The sequence below is a fragment of the Pseudomonas sp. MPR-R2A5 genome (genome assembly GCF_058793055.1).
Map to the genome: position 1 here is coordinate 47,042 of NZ_JBXAFK010000009.1, position 24,095 is coordinate 71,136.

A 24,095-nucleotide genomic window follows, 5' to 3' on the forward strand; every position below is an offset into this window, starting at 1 on the left:
TACCATCCGCCACTCCATGGACGAGGCCCCTTCATGCGTGAACGTACCATCGCCAGTCACTACGCCCGAGCCGCCCTCCGCGGTGCGCGTCGGGCCGGTTACGACTACACGGGCCTGTTGCTGCAGGTGGGCATTACCCCGGAACTGCTGAATGAACCTCGCGCCCGCATCGCGCCTGAGCAATTTACCCGGCTGTTGCAAATGCTCTGGCGCGAGCTGGATGACGAATACCTGGGGTTCGCCGAAGGCCCAAGCAAGCGCGGCACCTTCGCCATGATGTGCCATGCCCTGATCCACTGCCGCACCCTGGAGAAGGCTCTGGAACGCGGCTTATTATTTTATAGCCTATTCCCACAAGGTCCGCGTTGGCGGCTGACGCGTGATGGCGAAATGGCGCATTTGAGCCTGGATGATTCCCAGCTCTGGGACCCGGACCACTTCCTCAGCGAATGCCTGTTGGTCATCTGGCATCGCCTGGGCAGTTGGTTGATCGGCCAGCGTATCCGCCTGCACCAGGCCACGTTCAGCTACCCAATGCCGGACCATGCCAGCGAGTACGACCTGCTGTTTCCCTGCCCCCAGGTATTTGGCGCGCCAACCAGCAGCCTGGTATTCCCCGCACGCTATTTGAGCCTGCCGCTGTTGCAGGACGAACGCACGCTCAAGCTTTTCCTCGAGCGCTCCCCGGCTGATTTGCTGTCGCGACCCGATGAAGGCGACAGTTTGAGCAGCCAGATCCGACGCCTGCTCAGCCGCGACCGCACACCCTGGCCGGATCTGGAAGCCGTCGCCCAGCACCTGCATATCAGCCCGCAGACCTTGCGTCGGCACCTGCGCGAAGAAGGCTGCAGCTTCCAGGCGCTCAAGGATGAGTTACGTCGGGATATCGCCATCTACCACCTGGGACGCGCGGACTTGTCATTGCAGGAGATCGCCGAGCAGCTGGGATTTTCCGAGCCGTCGGCGTTTCATCGGGCGTTCAAGAAGTGGACGGGATTGACACCTGGAGCCTATCGGGCCCAGGAAAGTTAGAAGATTGTTTGTTGTGACAAGCCCCAATGTCAGTCAGTTAAGGAGGAACACTGCAACGGTGGCGAGCGGGCTTGCCCTAATGCCGTTCAGTTAAGGCTTTTTTGTAGGAGCGAGGGGGACGCCTAGTTCTTGCTCGCGAAAAACTCACAGGCGCCGCGTTCATTCAGGAAACACGCGTTATCGTTGACGTTTTTCGCGAGCAAGCTCGCTCCTACAGAAGGCGATGTACGCTTAACTGAACGGCATTAGGGCAAGCCCGCCTGCCACAAAGGATGCCTTAACCACGGCTAGCCGATCACACGGCCGGAAAGTGAATCCTGAAGGCCGCCCCACCCAGTGTTGAATCCCCCAGGGTCAGGCGCGCGCCGTAGCTTTCGATGATGTCCTTGACCACCGCCAAGCCGATGCCCTGCCCCGGATGCTGACGGTCCAGGCGCTCGCCCCGTTGCAGAATCCGCGCACGCTGGTCCGGCGGTACGCCGGGGCCGTCATCTTCGATACACAACTCGGTGCCCTCCAGACTTTCCACCAAACTGATGCGCACCTCGCTCAGGCACAGGCGGTAGGCGTTTTCCAGCAGGTTGCCGAGTAATTCGAGCAACGCGCCCTTTTCAATCGGCACATCGCACTCTGGGGGTAAGTCGAAGGCCACCGTGACCCGCTTGTCGCGGTACACCTTGCCCAGGGTGTCGCACAAGCTTTGCACCACCGGTTCCAGACGCACCTGATGGCGCACCAGGCCGCTTTTGCGCAGGCTGGCGCGCTGCAATTGGTAGCTGATCTGCTGGCTCATGCGCTCGATCTGCGATTGCAGGACCCTGGCCTGGTCGCGGTCCTCAGGGCGCTGGGCCATGTCTTCGCTCACGCCCTGCAACACTGCCAACGGGGTTTTCAGGCTGTGGGCCAGGTCGTCAAGGGAGTCGCGGTAGCGGGTGCGTTGTTCTCGTTCGCTGTGCAGCAGGCGGTTGAGGGAGCCCGTCAGGCGCAGCAGTTCGCGGGGGTGTTGTTCACTGAGGCTTTCGCGGGTACCGCCCTCGATCTGGTCCAGCTCCTGGCTCAGGCGCCGCAGGGCTTGCAGGCCCCAGGTCAAGCCCAGCCACAACAAGGTCAACAGCACCAGCAAGGCCGCGCCGAAGCCCAGGTAGAGGTTTTCGCGCAGGCCTTCGAGGGTCAGTTGGTATTCGCGCACCGGTTGCAGGGCGACGATACTGAACGCCGCGCTCTTGCCCCCCAGCAGCTTGACCTCCACGTCATAGACGAAGAACTCCTGGCCATTGGCTTCGCGAATCCGCGCAAATTCATTGCCGCGCCCGTCGTAGCGCGGCTTGTAGTTGATGTTTTCTTCACGGGTCGCGCGCGAGCGCCACACCAGGTGGCCTTCGCGGTCGTAGATATAGCCGAGCAGCCGGCTATCGGTCAGGTTGAAGCGTTCGTCCGGCAACTGCGCGGGCATCAGCAGGCGGTTGTTTTCAACCCGCGCCGCCGAAATCAAGGTGGTCACGTCCGAGGCCAGGCGCTGCTCGATGGAATCCTGCAGCGCCAGGCTGAAGGCGCCCTGCATGGCCGGCAACAACCCCAGCATAAACAGCACGGCCAAGGTCGCGGCCGCCAGCATCAAGCGCACACGTAGCGAGCGAATCAACGGCAACGCTCATTGAACAGGTAACCCAAGCCGCGCACGGTGTCGATCGGCTTGAACCCTGCCGTGCCTTCCAGCTTGCGGCGCAGGCGGCCAACCAGCACTTCGATGACGTTCGGGTCGCGCTCGTCGTCATCGGGGTAGAGCTGCTCCATCAAGCGGTCCTTGGCGACCACTTGTTGATGGTGACGCATCAGGTATTCAAGGATCCGATATTCATAGGCGGTCAGCGCCAACGGCTGCTCATCCAGGGACGCCTGCTTGCGATTGAGGTCCAGCAGCAACGGCCCGGCGACAATGGTCGACTGGGTAAAACCGCTGGAGCGGCGCAACAAGGCGTTCATGCGCGCCTCCAGTTCTTCGAACTGGAAAGGCTTGACCACATAGTCGTCGGCACCAGCCGCCAACCCCTCGACCTTGTCCTGCCAGTTGCCACGGGCGGTCAGGATCAGGATCGGGAAGGTCTTGGCCTGGCTGCGCAGTTGGCGGATCAAATCCAGGCCACCCATGCCAGGCAAGCCGAGGTCGATAATGGCCAGGTCATGGTTGAATTGCCCGGTCTGGTACAAGGCTTCTTCGGCATTGGCCACGGCCTCAACCACATGGCCGCTGTCGGTCAGGCGGGTAAACAGGTGATGACGCAGCAGCGCCTCATCTTCCACCACCAGCAATTTCATAAGGCTCTCCAAGGCAATTCAACTGTCCGACAGGGGGATATCATAGCGGCCCTGCAGGTCTTGCGGGCGCAGTTTAGTGCCATTGTACTCACCAGTCAGGCGACCATAGCCGACGCGATAAGCCGCCTGCGGGGTGGCAAGCCCCAGCGACCGGCCCCAAGGGGCGGCCTGAGTGCCTGCATCTTCGAAGCTGACACGATGAATCAGGTTGCTGGATTTCTTGGTTCGCTCGCTACCGAATGCTGCAAAGGCGCTATCAGAGGCCTGGACCCCGGCAGTGGCACTGAGCATGGTCAACGCCAACATCAGCTTCTTGATCGCAGTCATGGTGCTACCTCATACGCGTTTGGGCTGTGGGATCCAGACTACGCAGGCGCCCCTGAACTCCCCCTGAACAGGCTCTGAACCTCACCTGAACCACTGTGGGCTATCCACTGGCGCACCAACTCGGCAAAATACCGCACATGACGCCCCTACCCGCTTGCTGCACCCCACTCGACGCCCATTGGCCGCTGCCCGATCCTTTGCCGGGCACGGTGTTTCTCAGCACGCGCTTCGACCCTGCCTTGTTGGCGCCGGGTGATTTCCAGCGCAGCGCGGTCCCCCCGCCGGCAAGCATCCAGCGCTCAGTGGCCAAGCGCCAGGCGGAGTTTCTCGCCGGCCGACTGTGCGCTCGCGCCGCGCTGCAACACCTTGACCAGCTGGATTGCGTCCCGGCCATCGGCGAAGACCGTGCGCCGGTCTGGCCAGGGCATATCAGTGGCTCCATCACCCACAGCACCGGGCATGCGGCGGCGATAGTCGGCCACAAGGCGCAGTGGCGCGGGCTGGGCATGGACCTGGAAAATATGCTGAGCCTGGAACGGGCAGAACGCCTGGCCGGGGAAATCCTCACCGTTGATGAGTTGCAGCGCATGGCCGTGCTGCCCCGCGAGCAACATGCGCAGCTGGTCACCTTGACGTTTTCGGCCAAGGAGAGCCTGTTCAAGGCGCTTTATCCGATCGTGCAGAAGCGCTTCTACTTTGAGCATGCCGAGGTGCTGGAGTGGTCGGAGGCCGGGGCTGTACGGTTGCGCCTGTTGACGGACCTGTCCAGTGAGTGGTGCCGCGGCAAGGACCTTACCGCGCAGTTCGTTGTGAATGAGGGGCAGTTGTTGAGCCTGGTTGCCATCGGCGCTTGATAGACCGCCATCGGGAGCAAGCTCCCTCCCACAGGGGAGCGCATTCCAAATGTGGGAGGGTCGATGCGACGATTCCACGGGCTCCCGATGGCGGGGTCAGGGTTTATCCTGATCCCTGGGCCAACTCAAGCTGAAACACGCCCCACCCAGGTTGTTGCTCTTGCTGATCAACGCCCGGCCGCCGTGCCAGTAGATAATCCGCCGGACAATCGACAACCCCAGACCATGCCCGCCCGATGCACGGGTGCGGCTGTCGTCCAAGCGCAGGAAGGGCGTGAAGATACGCTCCCAGGCGCTTTCCGGCACGCCGGGGCCATCGTCTTCCACATCGATGCGGCAGCGCACCTGGCCGACCTGATAACTGATCAACACCCGCCCCTGAGCATGCCGCATGGCGTTGCTCACCAGGTTTTGCAACGCACGGTGCAAGTAGCGCGGTTCTGCATCGACCCAGGCGTCATCCCAATGTGCCGATGACAGGCAAATACCCCGAGCCACATTGACCTGCGGACGCAGTGGCGACAATTCGCCGATCACCTGATCGAGCAGCGCATCGAGGTCGACCCGCTGGAAATTCAGCTCCGGCGCGCCCTGCTCCAGACGGGCGTAGGTGAGCATTTCGTCCACCAGGCCATCGAGGTCCTGGATATCGCTGTCCATGCCTTCCATATATTTGCGCCGGGCTTCGGGGCTGGCGGCGTCGCCAATCATCTCCAGGCCGAAGCGCAGGCGCGCCACTGGCGTGCGCAATTCGTGGGACACGGCGCGCACCAGTTCGCGCTGGATCGCCAGCAACTGCTGCAGGTGCTCGGCCATGCCATTGAACGCCGCAGCCAGGCGCCCGACCGAATCGGCACCGCGGGCGGGCACCCGCACTTCCAGGTTGCCCTTGGCGATGCGCGTGGCCGCGGCTTCCAGGCCCTTGAGTCGTCGTTCGAGCTGGCGCACCAATAAATAGACGATCAGGCCGATCAGGGTCAGGCCGATCAGGGCGATCAAGATCAACCACTGCGCCGGGTACGGGTTCATTTGATACAACGGGCCGATTTCGAGCACCCAGGGCGTACCGACCATGCCGGCAAACACCCGGATCGAATCGCCCCCTTTGCCCAGCGCCATTACCGTATCGCCTTCCGCGACCCGGCGACGCTGGTCATCGTCCATATCGGCCTGGTCGAGGTTCATCAGGTGCATCTCAAAGCCAAAGCCCTTGGCTTCCTTTATAGCGGCCAAGCGTTGCGGCTGTTCGGCCACCGGGAAACGCACCAGTTCGTCGGCCAGCAGGTAAATCGTCGCGCGCGCCAATTGCTCGCTGATCTGTTGCACTTCGCCGGTCAGTACGAGTGACTCTTGCTCACTGACCAGGCGCAGCACCCGCGCCGCATGCGGGCCGGTCTGCTCCACCAGTACCTGGCCGCGTTGCAGGCGGTTGCGTTGGCTCAAGTCCAGTTGCGCCTCGCTGAGGGTGCGCAGTTCCAGGGGGATGCCTAACAACCGCTCCCACACCGCCAGGGCGCGCTGGCGCTCGATCGGGCTCATGGGTTGCAGGTTGTCGCCCATCAAGGCAAAGGTGCCGTGGGCCAGGCGTTCGCGGTACTGGCCGCTGCGCACTTCATTGAGCAGGTGCAAGGCCAGCACGCCCAGCAGCGCCACCAGGATCAGCGCCGCGCACATGCCGCCATAGATACGCAGGAAGATCGAATTCACAGCGGCATATCGGCGGCGGCTTCAGGAACGAACAGGTAGCCCTTGCTGCGGATGGTCTTGATCAGGCGCGGGTGGATCGGGTCGTCGCCGATTTTCGGGCGAATGCGTGAAATGCGTACATCGATGGAACGGTCCTGGCCGTCATAGCCGATGCCGCGCAGGGCGATGAAGATCTCTTCGCGAGACAGGATACGCCCGGCGTTCGCCACCAGCAGCCAGAGCAAGTCGAACTCGGCGCTGGTCAGCTCGATGCCGCCGTCGTGCAACCAGGCTTCGCGCAGGGCGTTGTCCACCACCAGCGGGCCGAATTGCAGGCGACGCTGGTTTTCCACCACAGCCGGTTCGGCCGGTTCGCTGCGCCGCAGCAGGGCCTGGATGCGCGCGAGCAACAGGCGCGGACGCACGGGTTTACAGACATAGTCGTCGGCGCCCATGTCCAGGCCCATGACCTGGTCCATGTCGTCGGTGCGCGCGGTCAGCATGAGGATCACCCCGTCGTAGCGCTCGCGCACCTTGCGACAAATGCTCAGGCCGTCTTCGCCGGGCAACATCAGGTCGAGGATCACCAGGTCGGGTTGCTCGGCGATGATCCGTGCCGCAGCCTGGGCGCCGTCGCTTTCCACCAACACCCGCAAGCCGTTGCTCTCCAGATAATCGCGGGTCAACTCGGCGAGTCGTTCGTCATCCTCGACGATCAGTATTTGCCAGGCTTCGTGCTCCACGGGTAATCCTCGTTGTTATTAAGGGATTGATTGGCCTGTTCGATCAAAGGTGGGAGCAAGCCCCCTCCCACATGTTGATCTTCGCCAGCCACACCTTATTTGTAATGTTGTGAGGGCATAACAATGATCGATTGTAGCCATGCCCCAACCCTCAAACACAAGCCGGGAAATGCGTTCGGTGATCGAGTTTTTTTGTGATAGGGTTCGCGCCCTCAAAAATCCAATCGCACGTTTTTACCTTGGAATATTCAGTGACAAACGGCGTAATCCAGCAGTACTGCGGCCTACACGGGTGTTCCAAGTTTCATACACATTTTACTCACAGCGTTATCCACAGGTCTTGCGTTGCTAAGCCTCCAAAAACGCATTATCTTGTACCTCGGCGCCAAAAAAACCCTACATGTAGGGTTTTTAGCGAAAAGACCCAACACAATTCAGACGAGAAACTCAAGCCCTTTCTTGCTCCTGTTTGGTCTGACCCCTGGATTATTTGAAAGCCCAAACCGCTCAAGCGGATGGCAACCGTTTTCAAGCTCCAACAGCGCAAAACGGTACGGGTGTTGCAGTGCTTGAACCTGGCAACTGTCACCCACCAGGAATACGGCGAAGGGCCTTTGAGCCCCGAACCGAAGACTTCGGCATGGAAGCGGCGCAAACAGCTCCCTTCCTCCTGTCCCGAAGTTGTTATGCCAGGCCCAGGCCTGCTGTAAGTGCTTCAGGACGGAACGGTGGGCACCGTGATGGTGCCCAAATAAATATAGAAATGTGGAGACAACCCCCCATGCAAACCGACACAACTCGCGAGAACCCGCAGGGCTCCGTGCCGCAGGCCGCTGATTCGAATATGGATCTGTCCGCCACTGCACCTGGCCAACTGCGCGTGATCAAGCGTAACGGCACTGTCGTTCCTTACACCGATGACAAAATCACCGTCGCCATCACCAAAGCGTTTCTTGCAGTTGAAGGCGGCACCGCTGCTGCCTCGTCGCGCATCCATGACACCGTTGCCCGCCTGACCGAACAAGTCACCGCGACCTTCAAGCGTCGCATGCCGTCGGGCGGCACCATCCACATCGAAGAAATCCAGGACCAGGTCGAACTGGCCCTGATGCGTGCCGGCGAGCAGAAAGTGGCCCGCGACTACGTGATCTACCGTGACTCGCGCGCCAAGGAACGTGCCGTGCGCGCCCCTGCCGCCGATGCCGCCGTACAGGCGCACCCGTCGATCCGCATCACCCTGGCCGACGGTACCTTTGCACCGCTGGACCTGGGCCGCCTGAACACCATCGTCACCGAAGCCTGCGAAGGCCTGGAAGAAGTCGACGGTGACCTGATCCAGCGCGAAACCCTGAAGAACCTGTACGACGGCGTGGCCCTGACCGACGTCAACACCGCCCTGGTGATGACCGCCCGTACCCTGGTTGAACGCGAGCCGAACTACTCGTTCGTGACCGCGCGCCTGCTGATGGACACCCTGCGTGCGGAAGGCCTGGGCTTCCTCGGCGTGGCCGAGAGCGCCACCCACCACGAGATGGCCGACCTGTACGCCAAGGCCCTGCCGGCCTACATCGCCAAGGGTATCGAATACGAATTGCTGAACCCGGTCCTGGCCACCTTCGACCTGGAAAAACTCGGCAAGGCGATCAACCACGAACGCGACCAGCAGTTTACCTACCTGGGCCTGCAGACCCTGTACGACCGTTACTTCATCCACAAGGACGGTATCCGCTTCGAATTGCCGCAAGTGTTCTTCATGCGCGTGGCCATGGGCCTGGCGATCGAAGAAAAGCATAAAGAAGACCGTGCGATCGAGTTCTACAACCTGCTGTCGTCCTTCGACTACATGTCGTCGACCCCGACCCTGTTCAACGCCGGCACCCTGCGTCCACAGCTGTCGAGCTGCTACCTGACCACCGTGCCGGATGACCTGTCGGGCATCTACCATGCGATCCACGACAACGCCATGCTGTCCAAATTCGCTGGCGGCCTGGGCAACGACTGGACGCCAGTGCGTGCACTGGGTTCGTACATCAAGGGCACCAACGGCAAGTCCCAGGGCGTAGTACCGTTCCTGAAAGTGGTGAACGACACCGCCGTCGCCGTGAACCAGGGTGGCAAGCGCAAAGGCGCTGTGTGTGCCTACCTGGAAACCTGGCACATGGACATTGAAGAGTTCATCGAGCTGCGCAAGAACACGGGCGATGACCGTCGTCGTACCCACGACATGAACACCGCCAACTGGATCCCTGACCTGTTCATGAAGCGTGTCTTCGATGACGGCAAATGGACCCTGTTCTCGCCCTCCGAAGTGCCGGACCTGCACGACCTGACCGGCAAGGCCTTCGAAGAACGCTACGAGTACTACGAAGCCCTCACCGAGTACCCAGGCAAGGTCAAGCTGTTCAAGACCATCCAGGCCAAGGACCTGTGGCGCAAAATGCTGTCCATGCTGTTCGAAACCGGCCACCCATGGCTGACCTTCAAGGACCCATGCAACCTGCGCAGCCCGCAGCAGCACGTGGGCGTGGTCCACAGCTCGAACCTGTGCACCGAGATCACCTTGAACACCAACAAGGACGAGATCGCCGTTTGCAACCTGGGCTCGATCAACCTGCCGAACCACATCGTCAACGGCAAGCTGGACACCGCCAAGCTGGAGCGCACCGTCAACACCGCCGTACGCATGCTCGATAACGTTATCGACATCAACTACTACTCGGTGCCACAGGCGCAGAACTCCAACTTCAAGCACCGTCCAGTCGGCCTGGGCATCATGGGCTTCCAGGACGCGCTGTACCTGCAGCACATTCCTTACGGTTCGGATGCAGCGGTCGAGTTCGCCGACAAGTCCATGGAAGCGGTCAGCTACTACGCGATCCAGGCTTCCTGCGACCTGGCCGACGAGCGCGGCGCCTACGAGACGTTCCAGGGTTCGCTGTGGTCCAAGGGCATCCTGCCGCTGGATTCGCAACAGATCCTGATCGAGCAACGCGGCCAGAAGTACATCGACGTTGACCTGAACGAATCCCTGGACTGGGCGCCGGTACGTGCCCGTGTGCAGAAAGGTATTCGTAACTCCAACATCATGGCCATCGCACCGACCGCGACCATCGCCAACATTACTGGCGTATCGCAGTCGATCGAACCGACCTACCAGAACCTGTATGTGAAATCGAACCTGTCGGGCGAATTCACCGTGATCAACCCGTACCTGGTTCGCGACCTGAAAGCCCGTGGCCTGTGGGACTCGGTGATGATCAACGACCTGAAGTACTACGACGGTTCCGTGCAGCAGATCGAACGCATCCCGCAAGAACTCAAAGAGCTCTACGCGACCGCTTTCGAAGTGGACACCAAGTGGATCGTTGACGCCGCCAGCCGTCGTCAGAAGTGGATCGACCAGGCTCAGTCGCTAAACCTGTACATCGCCGGCGCATCGGGCAAGAAGCTGGACGTGACCTACCGCATGGCGTGGTACCGTGGCCTGAAAACCACTTACTACCTCCGTGCCCTGGCCGCGACCAGCACCGAGAAGTCGACCATCAACACCGGCAAGCTGAACGCGGTTTCCAGCGGCGGCAACCACGGTGATGACTCGGTGCTCGCAGCGCCAGCCGGCCCGGCCCCCGTGCCAAAGGCCTGCGCGATCGACGAGCCGGATTGCGAAGCTTGCCAATAAGCTGAGCCGCTCCTGGGCTTGAACACCCCGGATTGAAAAAGCCCGATAGACCCCGACTGCATAGGGTTTATCGGGCTTTTTGGTTTCCTCATGTACACCCCGCTGGGCACCTCCAGACGAACGCCACATACCCGCCCTGCACTTGACTGGTTAGCCCACCGGCCCCTGACCTGATCAGTGGCGAGGCGGATATGGTGCACGCCTCATACGCGTTTTACGCATCGTTACTTGCGTCACGGCATGTTTTCCTGCGCCCACAAAAAAGCCCCTCTTGCGAGGGGCTTCTTGTAGAGCATGACCGCATCAGGTCATCTGGATGATGGTCTGCATGATGGTGCTCTGGGTGGAGATGGTCTTGGCGTTCGCCTGATAGTTGCTCTGGGCCTTGATCAGGTCCACCAGTTCGTTGGTCAGGTTGACGTTGGAGTTCTCCAGGGAGTTGGCCACGATCGAACCCAGCGTACCGGATTGCGGTGCGTCGTAACCCGGCTGGCCCGAGGCGAACGTCTCTCTCCAGGCGGTGCCGCCGGATGGCTGCAGGCCCTGCTCGTTGTTGAAGCTGGCCAGAGAGATCTGGCCGATGGCCTTGCTCTGCTGGTTACTGAAGGTGGCGAACAGCACACCGCTGCCGTCGATCTTCAGGCCGGTGATCTGGCCAGTGGCATAACCGTCGGTGACCGGCGGGTTACGGTAGCTGGCCGAGTTGTACTGGGTGATGTTGGCCATGTTGACGGCAATACCGCCGGCATTGGCCGCTGCACCGTTAGGCGTCCAGACACCATTGACCAGGCCGCCCGGCTTCCAGGTGGAAATAGTCAGGGTGGTATTGGACGTTGTGGCTGGCGGGGTGACGATCCCGGTGAGCTTGCCGGCGGTGTCAAACGACAACGTCGAGGCTACGGGCGCCGTGGAACCGGTGCCGCTGATCGGGGTGCCGTCAGGGTTACGCCCGTCAATCAGGGTGTAGGAGTTCCAGGTGTTAGAACCGGTTTTCACCAGGTACTGCACCATAGGATGCGCATTGCCCTGCGTATCGTAGAGCGTGGTGGAGTATTGAGTGTTGAAGCTGTCCGTCTTGGTCGGATCAAAGGGGTGCAACGTCTGATCGATCGGCAGCTCGGACGAGTTCAGGTTACTGGTGGAGTCCACCTTGCTCGAAGCCTTCGGCGGCAGGTTCGACAGGTTCAATTGCAGGTCGGTCAGGCCGCCCTTGATGATCTTGCCGTCAGCATCCGCCGCATAACCCTGCAGGCGCGAGGTACCGGTGTTGTTGGTGATGTAGCCGTCCTTGTCCGCACGGAAGGCGCCGCTGCGGGTGTACTCCAGCGAGCCGTCGGTACCCTTCTGCACGAAGAAGCCGCCGCCCTGGATCGCCATGTCCAGGATGCCGCCACTGTTGTTGACGTCGCCCTGGGTGAACTGCTGGGACACTGCCGCCAGGTTCACACCGTTGCCGATGCTGTTCTGGCCGGTACCCAGTTTGGAGGCCGCGTAGATATCCGCGAATTCCGCACGGGACGATTTGAAGCCAGTGGTCGCGACGTTGGCGATGTTGTTGCCGGTCACGTCCAGTTGTTTGTTGGCCGCATAGAGGCCGCTAAGGCCGATGTTAAAAGACATGTTTCTCTCCCTCTGCCGTATTTAGCCGGCTCTATGTACCGATAGTCTGAATTTGCGACAGCTTGATGCTGCCCATGCCGCCCGCCAGGTTCAGCAGCATTTCGCCGCCGGTCTGGCTCAGGGTCACGCTCGTTACCGTTGCCGGCAGCGACGTAGCCAGGGCAACCGCGTCGCCCGCGTCGTTCTTGGTGGTGGCATTGAAGGTGTAGGTGCCGGCTGGGGCGACCGCGCCGTTGTCGTCCTTGCCATCCCAGATAAAGCTCTGGTTGCCGGCAGCCTGGGCGCCCATATCGAGGGTGCGCACCACGTTGCCGTCCTTGTCGGTGATCTTGACGGAGACGTTGCCCACCGCCGAAGTCACCGCCACCGAACCGGTCATGCTCTTGCTCGTGTCCACGGTGGACTTGTCGGTCTGGATGACCACCGAACGCCCTACCAGCGACGACGCTTGCAGTGCTTGCGACGAGCTGAAGTTGCTGGAGATCGCGTTGACCGAGTCGTTCAGGGTGTTGATGCCTTCCAGGCTGCTGAACTGAGCCAACTGCGCCACGAACGCACCATTGTCCTGGGGCGACAGCGGGTTCTGGTTTTTCAGCTGGGTCACCAGCAACTGCAGGAACGCATCCTTGCCCAGCGACTGGCTGCCTGTCGCCGCCTTGGTAGCGCTGTTAAGACTGCTGTTGTCCGTTGCGGTCTTGACCTTGGAATTGAAAAGGTCCTGGACTGCCGAGTTGTTTGACGTATCAACGATGGCCATTATTTGGCGCCCCTTATCACTGACCCAGGGTCAGGACCTTCTGCATCATGGTTTTGGCGGTGTTCATCATTTCCGCGTTGGTCTGGAACGAGCGGCTGGCGGAAATCATGTCGGCCATCTCCTCGACCACGTTGACGTTGGGGTAGTAGACATAACCCTTTTCGTTCGCGGCGGGATGGTTAGGCTCGTAACGTGCTTCGAGGTTGCTCTGGTCTTCGACCACGCCGAGCACCTGCACACCCTGGCCGGCGGCGTCCTGGTTCTGGAACAGCGAATCGCTGCCGCCGCTCTGGCCGCCCTGGAACATGGTGGCAAATACCGGGTGGCGGGCGCGGTAGGTCTGGTCAATGCTCGAAGACACGGTCTCGGCGTTGGCGATGTTACTGGCGACGGTGTTGAGGCGCGTGGTTTGAGCGCTCATGCCACTACCGGCAATATTGAAAACACTGGACAGGGACATGGCTTACTCTCCACGCAGGGCTGACATCAGCCCTTTGAATTTGCTGTTGAGCAGGGTAAAGCTGGCCTGGAAGTTCACCGAGTTTTCGGCATAGGCCGATTGCTCCAGCTGGGCGTCGACGGTGTTCTGGTCGATGGATGGCTGCATCGGCGTGCGATACAGCAGCGACTCGTCACCACTGCTCAGGCCTTGCGCTTCAATATGACGGCTGTTGGTCATGTTCAAGGCGAAGGTGCCGTTCTTGGTCTTGTCCTGCTGTGCTGCGAGCACGGCGGAGAAGTCCAGGTCCCGAGCCTTGTAGTTCGGGGTATCGGCGTTGGCAATGTTGTTGGCCAGGACTTCGGCGCGCTGGGCGCGGAAGCCCAGGGCTTGTTCATGGATACCGAGCGCTTTATCGAAGCTGATGCTCATGGCGGAAACCTTTAGGCTGACCTGCTGTGCGTTAACAGGGTTATAGCAAGGTGCATGCCAATCTTGTGAAAGCCCGGATATCAAGGGGTTGCGGGGAGCTTGCCGACGGCAATGCCAGAAAAGCGGCAACCGTTTTCCGCGTGACGCCAGTAAAGCGGCAATGGGGAGTTGCCGCTTTCTTCAACTTTGCCGCAAAAAAAATGTAGGAGGGGGCTTGCCCCCGATAGCGGTGTATCAGTGATAGATACATCAACTGAACCACTGCTATCGGGGGCGAGCCCCCTCCCACATTCTTTATTACTTGGCCTGGTAGATGATCCCCGGGCTGCACTGCACCATCTGGAAATGATCGGGCAGGCCGTTCAACGCTTCGGATGCACCGAGGAACAGGTAACCGCCGCGCTTGAGGGTGCCGTGGATGCGCAGCAAGATGTCTTTCTTCACTTCGGCAGAGAAGTAGATCAGCACGTTGCGGCAGAACACTATGTCGAACTTGCCCAGGCTGGCGTAGCTGTCGAGCAGGTTGAACGAGCGAAACTCCACTCGGTTCTTGATCGGCGCCTTGACCGCCCAGCGCCCCGCCCCTTTCGGGTCGAAGTAACGTTGCAGGCGCTCCTGGGACAGGCCACGCCCCAGGGCCAGGCTGTCGTACTCGCCGGTCTTGCAGTTGGTGAGCATGGTGCCGGATAAATCCGTCGCCACAATTTGCGCACCGGCCTTCAGCTGGCCCATGTTGGTCCGCTCGAATTCATCGATGGTCATCGAAATCGAGTACGGTTCCTGCCCCGAAGAACAGGCTGCCGACCAGATGCGCAAGCGCTGGCCCGGGCTGGCCTTGATCGCCTCCGGCAACACTTTGCTCTTGAGCACCTCGAAGGGGTATGTGTCGCGAAACCACAGGGTTTCGTTGGTGGTCATGGCATCGACCACCATTTCCTTGAGCCCACTGCGCGGCTGGCTCTGGATCCGCTGGACCAACTCACCCAGGGACTTGATGCCCTGCTGTTCCATCAGCTTGTTGAGACGGCTGGATACCAGGTATTGCTTGTTTTCACCAAGCAATATGCCACAGGCTTTTTCCAGGAAGACCCGGAACTGTTCGAAATCCAAATTACCCGTAGACAAAGATACCGCCTCTTAAATCGTGTGACCGCCAGGGAAAAAGCCCCTAGCCGTGATCTGCTGCCTTGATCCGGTCGACTACCCGGGATGCCAGGTCATCAGGGCGGAATTTGGCCAGAAAGTCGTCGGCACCGACCTTCTTGACCATCGCCTGATTGAATACGCCCGACAACGAAGTATGCAGGATGATATGCAATTTTTGCATGCGTGGATCGTTACGTATCTCAGCCGTGAGGGTGTAGCCGTCCATTTCCGGCATCTCGATGTCGGAGATCATCATCAAGAATTCTTCTTCAGGCTTCTTGCCTTCATCGACCAGCTTGCGCAGGTAATCCAACGCCTGGCGACCATCATTGAGCGCCACCACGTCCACGCCGACGGTTTGCAGGCAACGGGTCACCTGCTTACGCGCCACCGAAGAATCGTCCACCGTCAGTACGCGCAAGGAAATCGCCTTGTGCGCGGTATCGGCGTCCACCACACCGACCGAAATCGATTCAGAGGTGGGCGCCACTTCGGCGAGGATTTTCTCCACGTCGATAATTTCTACAAGCTGGTTGTCCACCCGCGTCACTGCCGTGAGGTAGTGATCGCGACCGGTGCCCTTGGGTGGCGGATGAATTTCTTCCCAGTTCATGTTGACGATGCGTTCCACCGAGCGCACCAGGAAACCCTGGGTCTTGGTGTTGTATTCGGTAATGATCACAAACGGGTTCTCGCGATCCTGCAGACCGGACGACCCTGTCGCCAAGGCCAGGTCAAGAATCGGGATGGTCGCGCCACGGATGTTGGCCACGCCACACACCACCGGACTGGACTTGGGCATGATCGTCAGCTTGGGGCACTGCAGCACTTCCCGCACTTTGAACACATTGATGCCGTATAGCTGCTTGCCGTCCAGACGAAACAGCAACAACTCCAGGCGATTCTGCCCTACCAGCTGTGTGCGCTGGTTTACTGAATCCATTACACCTGCCATGCCCAGACTCCTACGCTAAAACCTTCGGGGGTACGACGCGTACCCAATACTAAACGGCACGAGCTTTGCTATTTATTGGCTATGGACATTAAAACGACAGTTTCCCGACGCCTTCGCCTCCCACGCAGCCGCAGATTGCTCTGCGTCTCGATGGCGTTGCTTGCCTTGAGCCTGGGAACCACGGCCCGCGCAGATAACGTCACCTTGCCTGATCTACTTATCGGCGTCACTCAAGGCTTTCTTGAGTTCACTGTAGAAGATTATCTGGCGACCACCCAGACACCTGGGCGCTATGAAATCCAGGTCAACCAGCTAGACCCGCGCTTGCGCATGCCAATGTGCGACAAGGAATTGACAGCGTCCCTGGAAAGCCCCGCACAGCCTATCGGCCGTGTGACGGTGAAGGTTCGCTGCGAGGGCGCCGCGCCCTGGACCGTGTTTGTGCCAGCGCAGGTCAAGTTGTTCCGCGATGTCGTGGTGGTGGTAAGACCGTTGAAACGCACTGGCATCATCGGTTTCGAGGACGTGGCCTTGCGTGAACGCGACATCAGTTTGATCAACCAGGGCTATCTGACGTCGGTCGATCAGGCCATCGGGCAGAAACTTACCCGACCAATGGTCACCGATCAGGTCATTACCCTGGTCCATCTGGAGCAGGCCGAGGTGGTTCGCAAGGGTGACCAGGTGGTAATTTCCGCGAGCAGCGGCGGCTTGAATGTGAAAATGCCGGGTGAAGCGCTGTCCAACGGAGGCATGAGTGAGCAGATACGTGTCAAGAACCTCAACTCCAATCGTGTCATCAAGGCACGGGTGACAGCCCCCGGACAAGTCGAGGTTGCTTTATAGATCACTGGAATAGGACGCCAGCTTTTCCTACACTGTGTGCCAGATGTTGCGCGTGCAGGTTTATTGTCAATCGAGCCTAAAGTTTGTCCGGGTATGGCCGAAAACATGGCAAGCGTCCAAATACCCAGAGGTTTTTAATTATCATGGTCATCGATTTCAGTCGTTTGAATAACTCCCCGGCATTGCCAGGCACTACGCGCACCAGCGGCACCAAGGACAGCGTAGAAGCCAAGGCCCAGCCTCTGCCTGCCAAGACAGAACAGGCCAGCGCCAGCCAAAGCGGGGAATCCGTACACCTGAGCAATGAGGCTCAACAGTTGCAGAAGGTCACTGACTCGCTGCGCGACCAACCTGTGGTCAATAAAGCCCGCGTGGCCGAATTGAAACAGGCTATCGCCGATGGCAGCTATAAAGTCGACAGCAACCGTGTAGCCAGCAAGCTGCTTAACTTCGAAGCCGAGCGCTAGGCAAAGGCCTGCGCAGGGCTTTTGGACGCTTAAAACCAAGGCCAGCCATGCACCACGACGAAACCTTGCTTCAACTGATCATTGATGATCTGGCGCCGACGCAACAATTGCTCGAGCTGCTGAAAGAAGAGACCCTGGCCCTCTACGGCCGGGATATGCCGCTGCTGGAAGATATCCTGGCGCGCAAACAGTCGCTGATTGTCCTGCTGGAACAGCATGGCAAGAAGCGCAGCCAGATTCTCACCAGCCTGGGCCTGCCGGCCGATCACGACGGCCTCGCCCAACTGGCCAGCCACTCCTCGGTCGGCGATCAACTGCTGGCCCAAAGCAAAGAACTCAACCAATTGCTCAGCCAGTGCCAGGAAGTCAACCTGCTCAACGGCCAGTCGATCCAGCTTCAGCAAGCTACGACCGCCAACCAGCTGCGTATACTCCACGGCGGTGAGCCACCGGCGCTGTACAACGCCCAAGGCTCTACCTCACGCTTGGTCAAACCAAGCACCCGCAGCCAAGCCTGACGCCCGTTTTCGGCACAGCCTATCCAAGGCCCGCCACATACTGGCAAAATGCCGGTTCTTGCGTGTAGTCGTATTTTGTCTGGAGATGGAAGAACCGTGTTCAACGCCCTTAATGCGGAAGATGCTCCGCAGCCACCCAAGGTGCTCACCACGCCTCTGGAAATCGCCGGCACCTTGCGAATGCTGCAAGAAAGCCATGATCCGCTGATCATCACCTTCCACGAACGCAGCCAGCGCTTCCAGAGCTACCTGGTCGATGTCGATCGGGACAGCAAGACCCTGGCCCTGGACGAAATGATCCCGCGTGATGGCGAACGCCACCTTGAGAATGGCGAACCCTTCCGCATCGAAGGCTTTCACGACGGCGTACGCGTCGCCTGGGAAAGCAATGGCACCCTGACCATCAGCGAAAAAGATGGCCATCGCATCTACACCGGCGCCATGCCGGGCGAGGTGGTCTACCACCAGCGCCGCAATGCCTTCCGCGCGGCACTGAAGCTGGCCCAACTGGTCAATATCGAGCTGGGCGGCGAGAAACTCAAGGCCCCGGTCAGCGGCAAGCTGCTGGATATTTCCGCCACCGGCTGCAAATTGCGCTTCGAAGGCGATATCTCCGAACGCCTGCAGTTGGGCCAGGTCTACGATCGCTTTATCGCTGCCCTGCCGTTCGGCAGCATGACCACCTCCGTCGAACTGCGTTACCTGCATTTCGAAGAGAAGATCAACACCACCTTCGCGGGCGTGCGCTTCCACAACATGAGCGGCCTGGTACAGCGCCAGGTCGAACGATTTGTGTATCAACTGCAACGCGAAGCGCGACGCTTCGACAAGGACGACGACTTCTAAGTGTGAAGATCGCGACAAAAAAACGGGCAGACCCTTTCAGGATCTGCCCGTTTTTGCTTTCAGGGGCGTGCCCTGCTCAGGTCATGGGGGTGCTCATCCGGACCTATAGGTTCTGGCGGTCCTTCGAAAGGCGGCTCATCTGTCGGTGGTACCGAGTCGACTTCAGGCTCAGGCTCAGGCTCAGCAGCAGCTGTCTGCATCTGCTCTTGCACCACTTGCTCATCGACCCGCGGGTCAAGTGCAGCCACCAGCGGCGAACTGGACATGCTGTCAGGCATGGCCACGTGCTGCAGGGGCGCATCATCGACCTGATGCAGGTTGGTCACGGCTTTAGGACGGATACGCCACACCAGGATCAGCGCACACAGGCTGAAAAACGCGTACAGCATCTGACTGCCAAATAGTTTCATCACTACGCCAGCCAGCAACGGCCCGATACTGGCGCCGACCCCGTAGGTCACCAGCAGCATGGCTGTCAGCGATACCCGCCGATCACCTTCAACGTGATCGTTGGAAAACGCCACCGCCAGCGGGTACAGACAGAACTGCACCAACGAACACAGGAACCCGGCCACGAACAGCACCTCCAACGGCACCTTGCTCAGGATGGCCAACGGTAATGCCGCAACCGCCAGACACAGGGCGAAGCAGCGAATCAACAACGCACGATCATAGCGATCTGACAGCCAGCCCAACGGCCACTGCACCACCAAACCGGCAAAAATGCAGCTACCCATGAACAGACCCACCTGCTCGGTAGTCAGCCCCTGCTGGGACGCATACAGCGGCGCCAAGCCGTAGAACGAGCCAACGATCAGCCCCGCCCCCAGCACCGTACTCAACGACTGCGGTACCCGCTTGATAAAGAAGCGCGGCTCCATCGGCGCCGGATGCAGCGGCGCCGGGTGAATACGCCGGGTCATGGCCACGGGTACCAGGCACAGGGCAAAGCACAGCGCCACCAGCATCAATAGCTCAAGGCCCAGCTGGGGATGCATCACCAGGATCAGTTGGCCCAACACCAGGCCCAGGTAGGACGCGATCATATAGCCACTGAACACCACGCCACGCTGCCTGGCGTCCGCCTGCTCGTTAAGCCAGCTTTCGATAACCATGTACTGGCACATCATCCCCAAGCCCACGATGACCCGCAGCACGATCCAGGCCGGCAGCCAGTCGATCAGGCCATGGCCCAGCACGGCTGCACCGACAATGCCCGCACAGGTGGCGTAGGCACGAATATGCCCCACCCGGCCAATCAGGCGATGCCCGATCTTGCCGCCCAGCACCAGACCGAAATAGTTGGCCGCCATCAAGGCGCCCACCCACAGGCTGTCGACATGGTCAGCCGCCAGGCGCAACGCGAGGTAAGTACTGAGCAGGCCGGAGCCGATCAGCATCATCAAGGAGGCGAAATAAAGGGCTCGAAAAGATTTCCAGATCTGGCGCATCGGCGTTCCGAGCGGCTCCTTGCAGTGAGGGTCAGGGCTACCGGCATGATAGTCCTGGGTTGTTGGGTCCGGACAGGCGCTACGCGCTGTTTCCGAGGATTATTTTGTTTAAATTGATTGGCAACAGCTCTGACGTTGCCGGGGGGCGTGCGAGGTACACCGTTAGCAAAAATACACGACGCACCTGCTGTGAACCTCGATCAGCGGCAAGGTTCGACCTGAGTTTGAAAAGACTCTACGCGCACAAAAAAGCCCCGCCAGCGTTCACTGTGCGGGGCTTTGAATCTGGTGTCCCAGGGCCGGTTCGAACGGCCAACCTTCCCCTTAGGAGGGGGATGCTCTATCCAATTGAGCTACTGGGACAAATGACAGCCGTCGCAGCGATGGGCGCTGCGACGGACGGCGTGCATGTTAACGGCCAAGGTCGGATTTGTCATGTCGTCCGTGGGCTTTTTGAGTGTAGGCGCATGCCTGCCAGAAAGAGCAGGGTTTCGCCTCGTAAAACCAGGGTTGCCGAAGCCATCGTGCAAAATGCACTACCCCAAAATGCCAGCATTGCAATTTGCAACCCTCAGCCCCCTAAAAATAGCCTCAAACCATTGATTTAATTGAAATAATAGTTTGGCACGGCATCTGCAATACTTCTTCGACAAAATCCAATTTGGCCCAGTCACCGACGGAGAACATGACCATGAACAGTGCCCTTCTGTTAGCCCTCAATACCGTGGCCCTGGCCGTATTGGTGATGTTCCACTTCCAGCAGTCGCCGACTACCGACGACGACGCCAAGGTGAGCCAGGCCATTCCACACCACCTGCAGCAACGCCCGCAATTGGCAGTGATGACGGCCAACCCGCAATCACCGGTTCGCCTGGCCCAGAGCACACAGGCAGCACCTGCATCCGAACACTGGGTATTCTGAGGAAGCCTTCATGTCCAAATCTGCCTGGCTGTTTCTGTGCCTGACCCTGGTAACCGGTCTGCTCGGCCTGGAAACCTCCTCCCAAGACGGCCAAACCATCGCCTTCATCGCCAGCGCCATGTTCGCCGGATGCCTGGTTCTGACCCTGATTGTGGGCCGCCGGATCAAATTCGATCCCGTGCTGCGCTGAAGCATCGCTCGCCTGCGTTTCGCCCTACCTTATGTCGCCTCGCCTAGTAAATCGGCAAATTGCCACTAGTCTTAAGATTAGGGGCAAAAGGCCACATTGCTATAGGATGTGCGCCCTCAAACCCTGTTGCGGCCTAGGCCTGCGGGAAGATCGCCGAATCTGATCTTCTGCAGGAAAGTTTTCCAACCAGTCCGCAAAAATGCAAATCAGTGCTGGCATAAAGCCTTTAGTCAGTTCAATATTTGTCACAGAATTGACGCCAAGGAACTGGCAAATCTGAGGCATGATGCGGCCTCTTTGCAATTCAGGTTGAACTTTGGTCGTGAGCCTTGTCTTAACACTCATCTTGCGGCCAATTCCAAAAACCGCTCCCCTGAACTAACCGGTTAAATATATGCGCCCATTGAAACAGGCAATTTATTCCAGCCGTACGGCTGACAAGTTCGTCGTACGTCTGCCAGACGGAATGCGGGAACGCATTGCCGAGGTGGCTCGCAATCATCACCGCAGCATGAACTCCGAAATCATCGCGCGCCTGGAACAGAGCCTTATTCAGGAAGGTGCGTTGGGTGAAGAGTTGAGCATGCGCCTGGACAGCCCAGAGCTGTCACTGCACGAACGCGAACTGCTGCAGCGTTTCCGTCAGCTCTCCCACCGCCAGCAAAATGCTCTCGTCTCACTTATTGCACACGATGTCGAGGCGGCCGCAGAAGCCGACTGATCTACCCCTGAAAGCCGAAGCCAGCCTTGTGCTGGCTTTTTTTTGCCTTGAATTTGGGAAGGGGATTATTGCTGGAGCAAACTGGCTTGCGCTGGAAGGGGAACAAGCCCCCTCACTACAACAAGCCAGCCAGGAAGGCGATCAAAGCAGGAAGATGGTTGCCAACCCCAGGAAGATGAAGAAACCACCACTGTCAGTCATGGCGGTAATCATCACGCTGGCGCCCATGGCAGGATCGCGCCCAAGGCGTGCCAGGGTCATGGGGATCAACACGCCCATGAGGGCAGCCAACAGCAGATTGAGGGTCATGGCGGCAGTCATCACCACCCCCAGGGACCAACTGCCATACAGCATGTAAGCCACAATACCAATCACCCCGCCCCACACCACGCCGTTGATCAGCGCTACCGCCAGCTCCTTGCGCATCAGGCGTGAGGTATTGCCGGTGTTCACCTGGTCCAGCGCCATGGCGCGCACGATCATGGTGATGGTCTGGTTGCCGGAGTTGCCGCCAATACCCGCTACGATCGGCATCAGTGCCGCCAAGGCCACCAATTTCTCGATAGAGCCTTCGAACAACCCGATCACCCTTGAAGCAATAAAAGCGGTAATCAGGTTGACGGCCAGCCAGGCCCAGCGGTTACGCAATGAACGCCAGACCGACGCAAAAATATCTTCCTCTTCACGCAGACCCGCCATGTTGAGGACTTCGGTTTCACTTTCCTCACGAATCAGGTCGACCATTTCATCGATGGTCAGACGACCGATCAGCTTGCCGTTCTTGTCGACCACCGGGGCAGAGATCAAGTCGTAGCGCTCGAACGCCTGGGCTGCATCGTAGGCATCTTCGTCCGGATGGAAACTCACCGGGTCGCTGGCCATGACATCGGCCACTTTCTTCTCTGGGTCGTTGACCAGCAGGCGCTTGATCGGCAGCACCCCCTTGAGAATGCCTTCGTAGTCGACCACGAAGAGCTTGTCGGTGTGGCCTGGCAGTTCTTTCAAGCGACGCAGATAACGCAATACCACTTCCAGGCTGACGTCTTCGCGGATGGTGACCATCTCGAAGTCCATCAGGGCGCCAACCTGATCCTCGTCATAGGACAACGCAGAGCGCACTCGCTCACGCTGCTGGCCGTCGAGGGCCTCCATCAGCTCATGGACAACGTCACGGGGCAGCTCAGGCGCCAGGTCAGCCAGTTCGTCGGCGTCCATCTCCCTGGCTGCGGCCAGGAGCTCGTGATCGTCCATGTCGGCGATCAGGGTTTCGCGCACCGAATCGGATACTTCGAGGAGGATGTCGCCGTCGCGATCAGCCTTGACCAGTTGCCAGAGGGTCAGTCGATCGTCCAGCGGCAAGGCTTCAAGGATATAGGCGACGTCGGCAGAGTGCAGGTCATCGAGCTTGCGCTGCAATTCGACGAGGTTTTGCCGGTGAACCAGGTTTTCGACGCGGTCGTGATTCGGACCTTCCTGGCGGTGCGTGAGGTCTTCGACCACGCGCTGGCGCTGCAGCAGCTCGATGACTTGAGCCAGGCGATCCTGCAGGCTTTCTTGTGTTTTCTTTACTTCTACTTCGGTCATAGGCGAACTCCACTCCCAGCAGCGGGGCACGCCGGAAGGATCAATCAGTCAATTCATGATTGGTAAAACGGGATACTGAGTAACTACTGGGTAAGTCCATGGAGGTATTCCATAAGCCCCGGCGGGGCTGACGGGCGCAATGATACACCGCCCGGCCATTTTTAACGTCAAAAAACTGGAAAGAACAAGCGCTTGCGAGTCAAAGCTCAGCATTAGCCGCATCTATGAACTGCGACGACGCAGCCCGGGAGGAAAACACATGGGGCTGGAGAAAAAGAACACATTCCACATAAACCCCAGACGGCAAAAAGCCCGCACTAGGCGGGCTTTTTGTTTGTATGGTGCACTCGACAGGATTCGAACCTGTGACCGCTCGGTTCGTAGCCGAGTACTCTATCCAGCTGAGCTACGAGTGCAGATTGTGTTTTTAGACCAGATCACAACTGGTTGAAGCCGAACCACCTGCATTACTGCAACTGACTCTTAAATGGTGCACTCGACAGGATTCGAACCTGTGACCGCTCGGTTCGTAGCCGAGTACTCTATCCAGCTGAGCTACGAGTG

24 protein-coding genes and 2 tRNA genes are annotated in these 24,095 nt (G+C 59.4%); 10 read left to right on the plus strand and 16 right to left on the minus strand.

Features of this window, described 5'->3' with window-relative positions:
• Positions 1–33 precede the first annotated feature (33 nt).
• Complete coding sequence (locus AC1Q6I_RS09365; protein ID WP_024076975.1) at positions 34–1,032, plus strand: AraC family transcriptional regulator; 999 nt, start codon at positions 34–36, stop codon at positions 1,030–1,032.
• A gap of 295 nt (positions 1,033–1,327) precedes the next feature.
• Here the strand turns inward: AC1Q6I_RS09365 and AC1Q6I_RS09370 are convergent, their stop codons facing one another.
• From AC1Q6I_RS09370 to AC1Q6I_RS09380, 3 genes are read right to left on the minus strand one after another with little or no spacing between them, the layout of a single operon-like run.
• Positions 1,328–2,674, minus strand: coding sequence for an ATP-binding protein (locus AC1Q6I_RS09370; protein ID WP_024076976.1), 1,347 nt, complete (start codon positions 2,672–2,674; stop codon positions 1,328–1,330).
• On the minus strand, positions 2,671–3,348 hold the full coding sequence (locus AC1Q6I_RS09375; RefSeq protein WP_024076977.1) for a response regulator: 678 nt from the start codon (positions 3,346–3,348) through the stop codon (positions 2,671–2,673). Before AC1Q6I_RS09375 ends, AC1Q6I_RS09370 begins: the two co-directional genes overlap by 4 nt.
• A gap of 18 nt (positions 3,349–3,366) precedes the next feature.
• Positions 3,367–3,675 (minus strand): hypothetical protein, encoded by a 309-nt coding sequence (locus AC1Q6I_RS09380; protein ID WP_102624088.1) that lies wholly within the window; start codon positions 3,673–3,675, stop codon positions 3,367–3,369.
• Between the two features lie 137 nt (positions 3,676–3,812).
• On the opposite strand from AC1Q6I_RS09380, the gene AC1Q6I_RS09385 reads away from it, so the two are divergent.
• Entirely contained in the window at positions 3,813–4,529 is a 717-nt protein-coding gene (locus AC1Q6I_RS09385; RefSeq protein WP_069077447.1) for a 4'-phosphopantetheinyl transferase family protein, read from the plus strand.
• A 96-nt stretch (positions 4,530–4,625) separates the two neighbouring features.
• On the opposite strand, the gene AC1Q6I_RS09390 is transcribed toward AC1Q6I_RS09385, so the two are convergent.
• The gene (locus tag AC1Q6I_RS09390) at positions 4,626–6,236 is read right to left on the minus strand and encodes an ATP-binding protein (protein WP_024076980.1); all 1,611 of its coding nucleotides are present in this window, start codon (positions 6,234–6,236) and stop codon (positions 4,626–4,628) included.
• On the minus strand, positions 6,233–6,958 hold the full coding sequence (locus AC1Q6I_RS09395; RefSeq protein ID WP_102624089.1) for a response regulator: 726 nt from the start codon (positions 6,956–6,958) through the stop codon (positions 6,233–6,235). The genes AC1Q6I_RS09390 and AC1Q6I_RS09395 overlap by 4 nt, the downstream gene beginning before the upstream one ends.
• Before the next feature lie 781 nt (positions 6,959–7,739).
• On the opposite strand from AC1Q6I_RS09395, the gene AC1Q6I_RS09400 reads away from it, so the two are divergent.
• A complete protein-coding gene (locus tag AC1Q6I_RS09400) occupies positions 7,740–10,637 on the plus strand; it encodes a ribonucleoside-diphosphate reductase subunit alpha (RefSeq protein ID WP_024076982.1) in 2,898 nt (965 codons plus the stop codon).
• Positions 10,638–10,940: 303 nt separating this feature from the next.
• Here AC1Q6I_RS09400 and flgE read toward each other — a convergent pair whose 3' ends face one another.
• The 6 genes from flgE to AC1Q6I_RS09430 all read right to left on the minus strand — a co-directional run bounded on the left by flgE (position 10,941) and on the right by AC1Q6I_RS09430 (position 15,986).
• Entirely contained in the window at positions 10,941–12,257 is a 1,317-nt protein-coding gene (flgE, locus tag AC1Q6I_RS09405) for a flagellar hook protein FlgE (RefSeq protein ID WP_024076983.1), read from the minus strand.
• Between the two features lie 31 nt (positions 12,258–12,288).
• Entirely contained in the window at positions 12,289–13,014 is a 726-nt protein-coding gene (flgD, locus tag AC1Q6I_RS09410; protein ID WP_024076984.1) for a flagellar hook assembly protein FlgD, read from the minus strand.
• Between the two features lie 16 nt (positions 13,015–13,030).
• Positions 13,031–13,474, minus strand: coding sequence for a flagellar basal body rod protein FlgC (flgC, locus tag AC1Q6I_RS09415; RefSeq protein WP_024076985.1), 444 nt, complete (start codon positions 13,472–13,474; stop codon positions 13,031–13,033).
• 3 nt (positions 13,475–13,477) lie between these two features.
• On the minus strand, positions 13,478–13,885 hold the full coding sequence (gene flgB / locus AC1Q6I_RS09420) for a flagellar basal body rod protein FlgB (protein ID WP_003175633.1): 408 nt from the start codon (positions 13,883–13,885) through the stop codon (positions 13,478–13,480).
• 297 nt (positions 13,886–14,182) lie between these two features.
• The gene (cheR, locus tag AC1Q6I_RS09425; protein WP_102624090.1) at positions 14,183–15,010 is read right to left on the minus strand and encodes a protein-glutamate O-methyltransferase CheR; all 828 of its coding nucleotides are present in this window, start codon (positions 15,008–15,010) and stop codon (positions 14,183–14,185) included.
• 43 nt (positions 15,011–15,053) lie between these two features.
• Positions 15,054–15,986: a chemotaxis protein CheV gene (locus AC1Q6I_RS09430; protein WP_024076987.1), complete on the minus strand. Its 933-nt coding sequence runs from the start codon at positions 15,984–15,986 to the stop codon at positions 15,054–15,056.
• A gap of 81 nt (positions 15,987–16,067) precedes the next feature.
• Here AC1Q6I_RS09430 and flgA point away from each other — a divergent pair, with 81 nt between their 5' ends.
• From flgA to AC1Q6I_RS09450, 4 genes are all read left to right on the plus strand, one after another.
• Positions 16,068–16,832 carry a flagellar basal body P-ring formation chaperone FlgA gene (gene flgA / locus AC1Q6I_RS09435; RefSeq protein ID WP_024076988.1) on the plus strand — a complete coding sequence of 255 codons (765 nt, stop codon included), beginning with the start codon at positions 16,068–16,070 and terminating at the stop codon, positions 16,830–16,832.
• A gap of 143 nt (positions 16,833–16,975) precedes the next feature.
• Positions 16,976–17,299 carry a flagellar biosynthesis anti-sigma factor FlgM gene (flgM, locus tag AC1Q6I_RS09440; protein ID WP_024076989.1) on the plus strand — a complete coding sequence of 108 codons (324 nt, stop codon included), beginning with the start codon at positions 16,976–16,978 and terminating at the stop codon, positions 17,297–17,299.
• Between the two features lie 47 nt (positions 17,300–17,346).
• A complete protein-coding gene (locus AC1Q6I_RS09445; protein ID WP_024076990.1) occupies positions 17,347–17,817 on the plus strand; it encodes a flagella synthesis protein FlgN in 471 nt (156 codons plus the stop codon).
• Between the two features lie 96 nt (positions 17,818–17,913).
• Positions 17,914–18,663: a flagellar brake protein gene (locus AC1Q6I_RS09450; RefSeq protein WP_024076991.1), complete on the plus strand. Its 750-nt coding sequence runs from the start codon at positions 17,914–17,916 to the stop codon at positions 18,661–18,663.
• A 59-nt stretch (positions 18,664–18,722) separates the two neighbouring features.
• Here AC1Q6I_RS09450 and AC1Q6I_RS09455 read toward each other — a convergent pair whose 3' ends face one another.
• Both AC1Q6I_RS09455 and AC1Q6I_RS09460 read right to left on the minus strand, forming a co-directional pair.
• Positions 18,723–20,114 (minus strand): MFS transporter, encoded by a 1,392-nt coding sequence (locus AC1Q6I_RS09455; RefSeq protein ID WP_024076992.1) that lies wholly within the window; start codon positions 20,112–20,114, stop codon positions 18,723–18,725.
• Between the two features lie 286 nt (positions 20,115–20,400).
• A tRNA-Arg gene (locus AC1Q6I_RS09460) sits at positions 20,401–20,477 on the minus strand.
• Between the two features lie 328 nt (positions 20,478–20,805).
• Here AC1Q6I_RS09460 and AC1Q6I_RS09465 point away from each other — a divergent pair.
• A complete protein-coding gene (locus tag AC1Q6I_RS09465; RefSeq protein ID WP_024076994.1) occupies positions 20,806–21,036 on the plus strand; it encodes a hypothetical protein in 231 nt (76 codons plus the stop codon).
• 10 nt (positions 21,037–21,046) lie between these two features.
• Positions 21,047–21,226, plus strand: a complete 180-nt coding sequence (locus tag AC1Q6I_RS09470; protein WP_024076995.1) for a PA3371 family protein — start codon at positions 21,047–21,049, stop codon at positions 21,224–21,226.
• A gap of 99 nt (positions 21,227–21,325) precedes the next feature.
• Here the strand turns inward: AC1Q6I_RS09470 and AC1Q6I_RS09475 are convergent, their stop codons facing one another.
• The gene (locus tag AC1Q6I_RS09475) at positions 21,326–21,511 is read right to left on the minus strand and encodes a hypothetical protein (protein ID WP_081329241.1); all 186 of its coding nucleotides are present in this window, start codon (positions 21,509–21,511) and stop codon (positions 21,326–21,328) included.
• Positions 21,512–21,620: 109 nt separating this feature from the next.
• Between AC1Q6I_RS09475 and AC1Q6I_RS09480 the strand changes: the two genes are divergently transcribed.
• Positions 21,621–21,947 (plus strand): Arc family DNA-binding protein, encoded by a 327-nt coding sequence (locus tag AC1Q6I_RS09480; RefSeq protein WP_024076996.1) that lies wholly within the window; start codon positions 21,621–21,623, stop codon positions 21,945–21,947.
• A gap of 141 nt (positions 21,948–22,088) precedes the next feature.
• Here the strand turns inward: AC1Q6I_RS09480 and mgtE are convergent, their stop codons facing one another.
• Positions 22,089–23,531, minus strand: a complete 1,443-nt coding sequence (mgtE, locus tag AC1Q6I_RS09485; RefSeq protein ID WP_069076860.1) for a magnesium transporter — start codon at positions 23,529–23,531, stop codon at positions 22,089–22,091.
• A gap of 339 nt (positions 23,532–23,870) precedes the next feature.
• A tRNA-Arg gene (locus tag AC1Q6I_RS09490) sits at positions 23,871–23,947 on the minus strand.
• Between the last annotated feature and the right edge of the window lie 148 nt (positions 23,948–24,095).

What these genes read in the sequence shown, in the direction of transcription:
- AC1Q6I_RS09365 (WP_024076975.1), top strand. Translation starts at nt 34, where the DNA reads ATGCGTGAACGTACCATCGCCAGTCACTACGCCCGAGCCGCCCTCCGC.
- AC1Q6I_RS09375 (WP_024076977.1), bottom strand. Translation starts at nt 3,348, where the DNA reads ATGAAATTGCTGGTGGTGGAAGATGAGGCGCTGCTGCGTCATCACCTG.
- AC1Q6I_RS09380 (WP_102624088.1), bottom strand. Translation starts at nt 3,675, where the DNA reads ATGACTGCGATCAAGAAGCTGATGTTGGCGTTGACCATGCTCAGTGCC.
- AC1Q6I_RS09385 (WP_069077447.1), top strand. Translation starts at nt 3,813, where the DNA reads ATGACGCCCCTACCCGCTTGCTGCACCCCACTCGACGCCCATTGGCCG.
- AC1Q6I_RS09400 (WP_024076982.1), top strand. Translation starts at nt 7,740, where the DNA reads ATGCAAACCGACACAACTCGCGAGAACCCGCAGGGCTCCGTGCCGCAG.
- flgE (WP_024076983.1), bottom strand. Translation starts at nt 12,257, where the DNA reads ATGTCTTTTAACATCGGCCTTAGCGGCCTCTATGCGGCCAACAAACAA.
- flgD (WP_024076984.1), bottom strand. Translation starts at nt 13,014, where the DNA reads ATGGCCATCGTTGATACGTCAAACAACTCGGCAGTCCAGGACCTTTTC.
- flgC (WP_024076985.1), bottom strand. Translation starts at nt 13,474, where the DNA reads ATGTCCCTGTCCAGTGTTTTCAATATTGCCGGTAGTGGCATGAGCGCT.
- flgB (WP_003175633.1), bottom strand. Translation starts at nt 13,885, where the DNA reads ATGAGCATCAGCTTCGATAAAGCGCTCGGTATCCATGAACAAGCCCTG.
- AC1Q6I_RS09430 (WP_024076987.1), bottom strand. Translation starts at nt 15,986, where the DNA reads ATGGCAGGTGTAATGGATTCAGTAAACCAGCGCACACAGCTGGTAGGG.
- flgA (WP_024076988.1), top strand. Translation starts at nt 16,068, where the DNA reads ATGGACATTAAAACGACAGTTTCCCGACGCCTTCGCCTCCCACGCAGC.
- flgM (WP_024076989.1), top strand. Translation starts at nt 16,976, where the DNA reads ATGGTCATCGATTTCAGTCGTTTGAATAACTCCCCGGCATTGCCAGGC.
- AC1Q6I_RS09445 (WP_024076990.1), top strand. Translation starts at nt 17,347, where the DNA reads ATGCACCACGACGAAACCTTGCTTCAACTGATCATTGATGATCTGGCG.
- AC1Q6I_RS09455 (WP_024076992.1), bottom strand. Translation starts at nt 20,114, where the DNA reads ATGCGCCAGATCTGGAAATCTTTTCGAGCCCTTTATTTCGCCTCCTTG.
- AC1Q6I_RS09465 (WP_024076994.1), top strand. Translation starts at nt 20,806, where the DNA reads ATGAACAGTGCCCTTCTGTTAGCCCTCAATACCGTGGCCCTGGCCGTA.
- AC1Q6I_RS09470 (WP_024076995.1), top strand. Translation starts at nt 21,047, where the DNA reads ATGTCCAAATCTGCCTGGCTGTTTCTGTGCCTGACCCTGGTAACCGGT.
- AC1Q6I_RS09475 (WP_081329241.1), bottom strand. Translation starts at nt 21,511, where the DNA reads ATGCCTCAGATTTGCCAGTTCCTTGGCGTCAATTCTGTGACAAATATT.
- AC1Q6I_RS09480 (WP_024076996.1), top strand. Translation starts at nt 21,621, where the DNA reads ATGCGCCCATTGAAACAGGCAATTTATTCCAGCCGTACGGCTGACAAG.
- mgtE (WP_069076860.1), bottom strand. Translation starts at nt 23,531, where the DNA reads ATGACCGAAGTAGAAGTAAAGAAAACACAAGAAAGCCTGCAGGATCGC.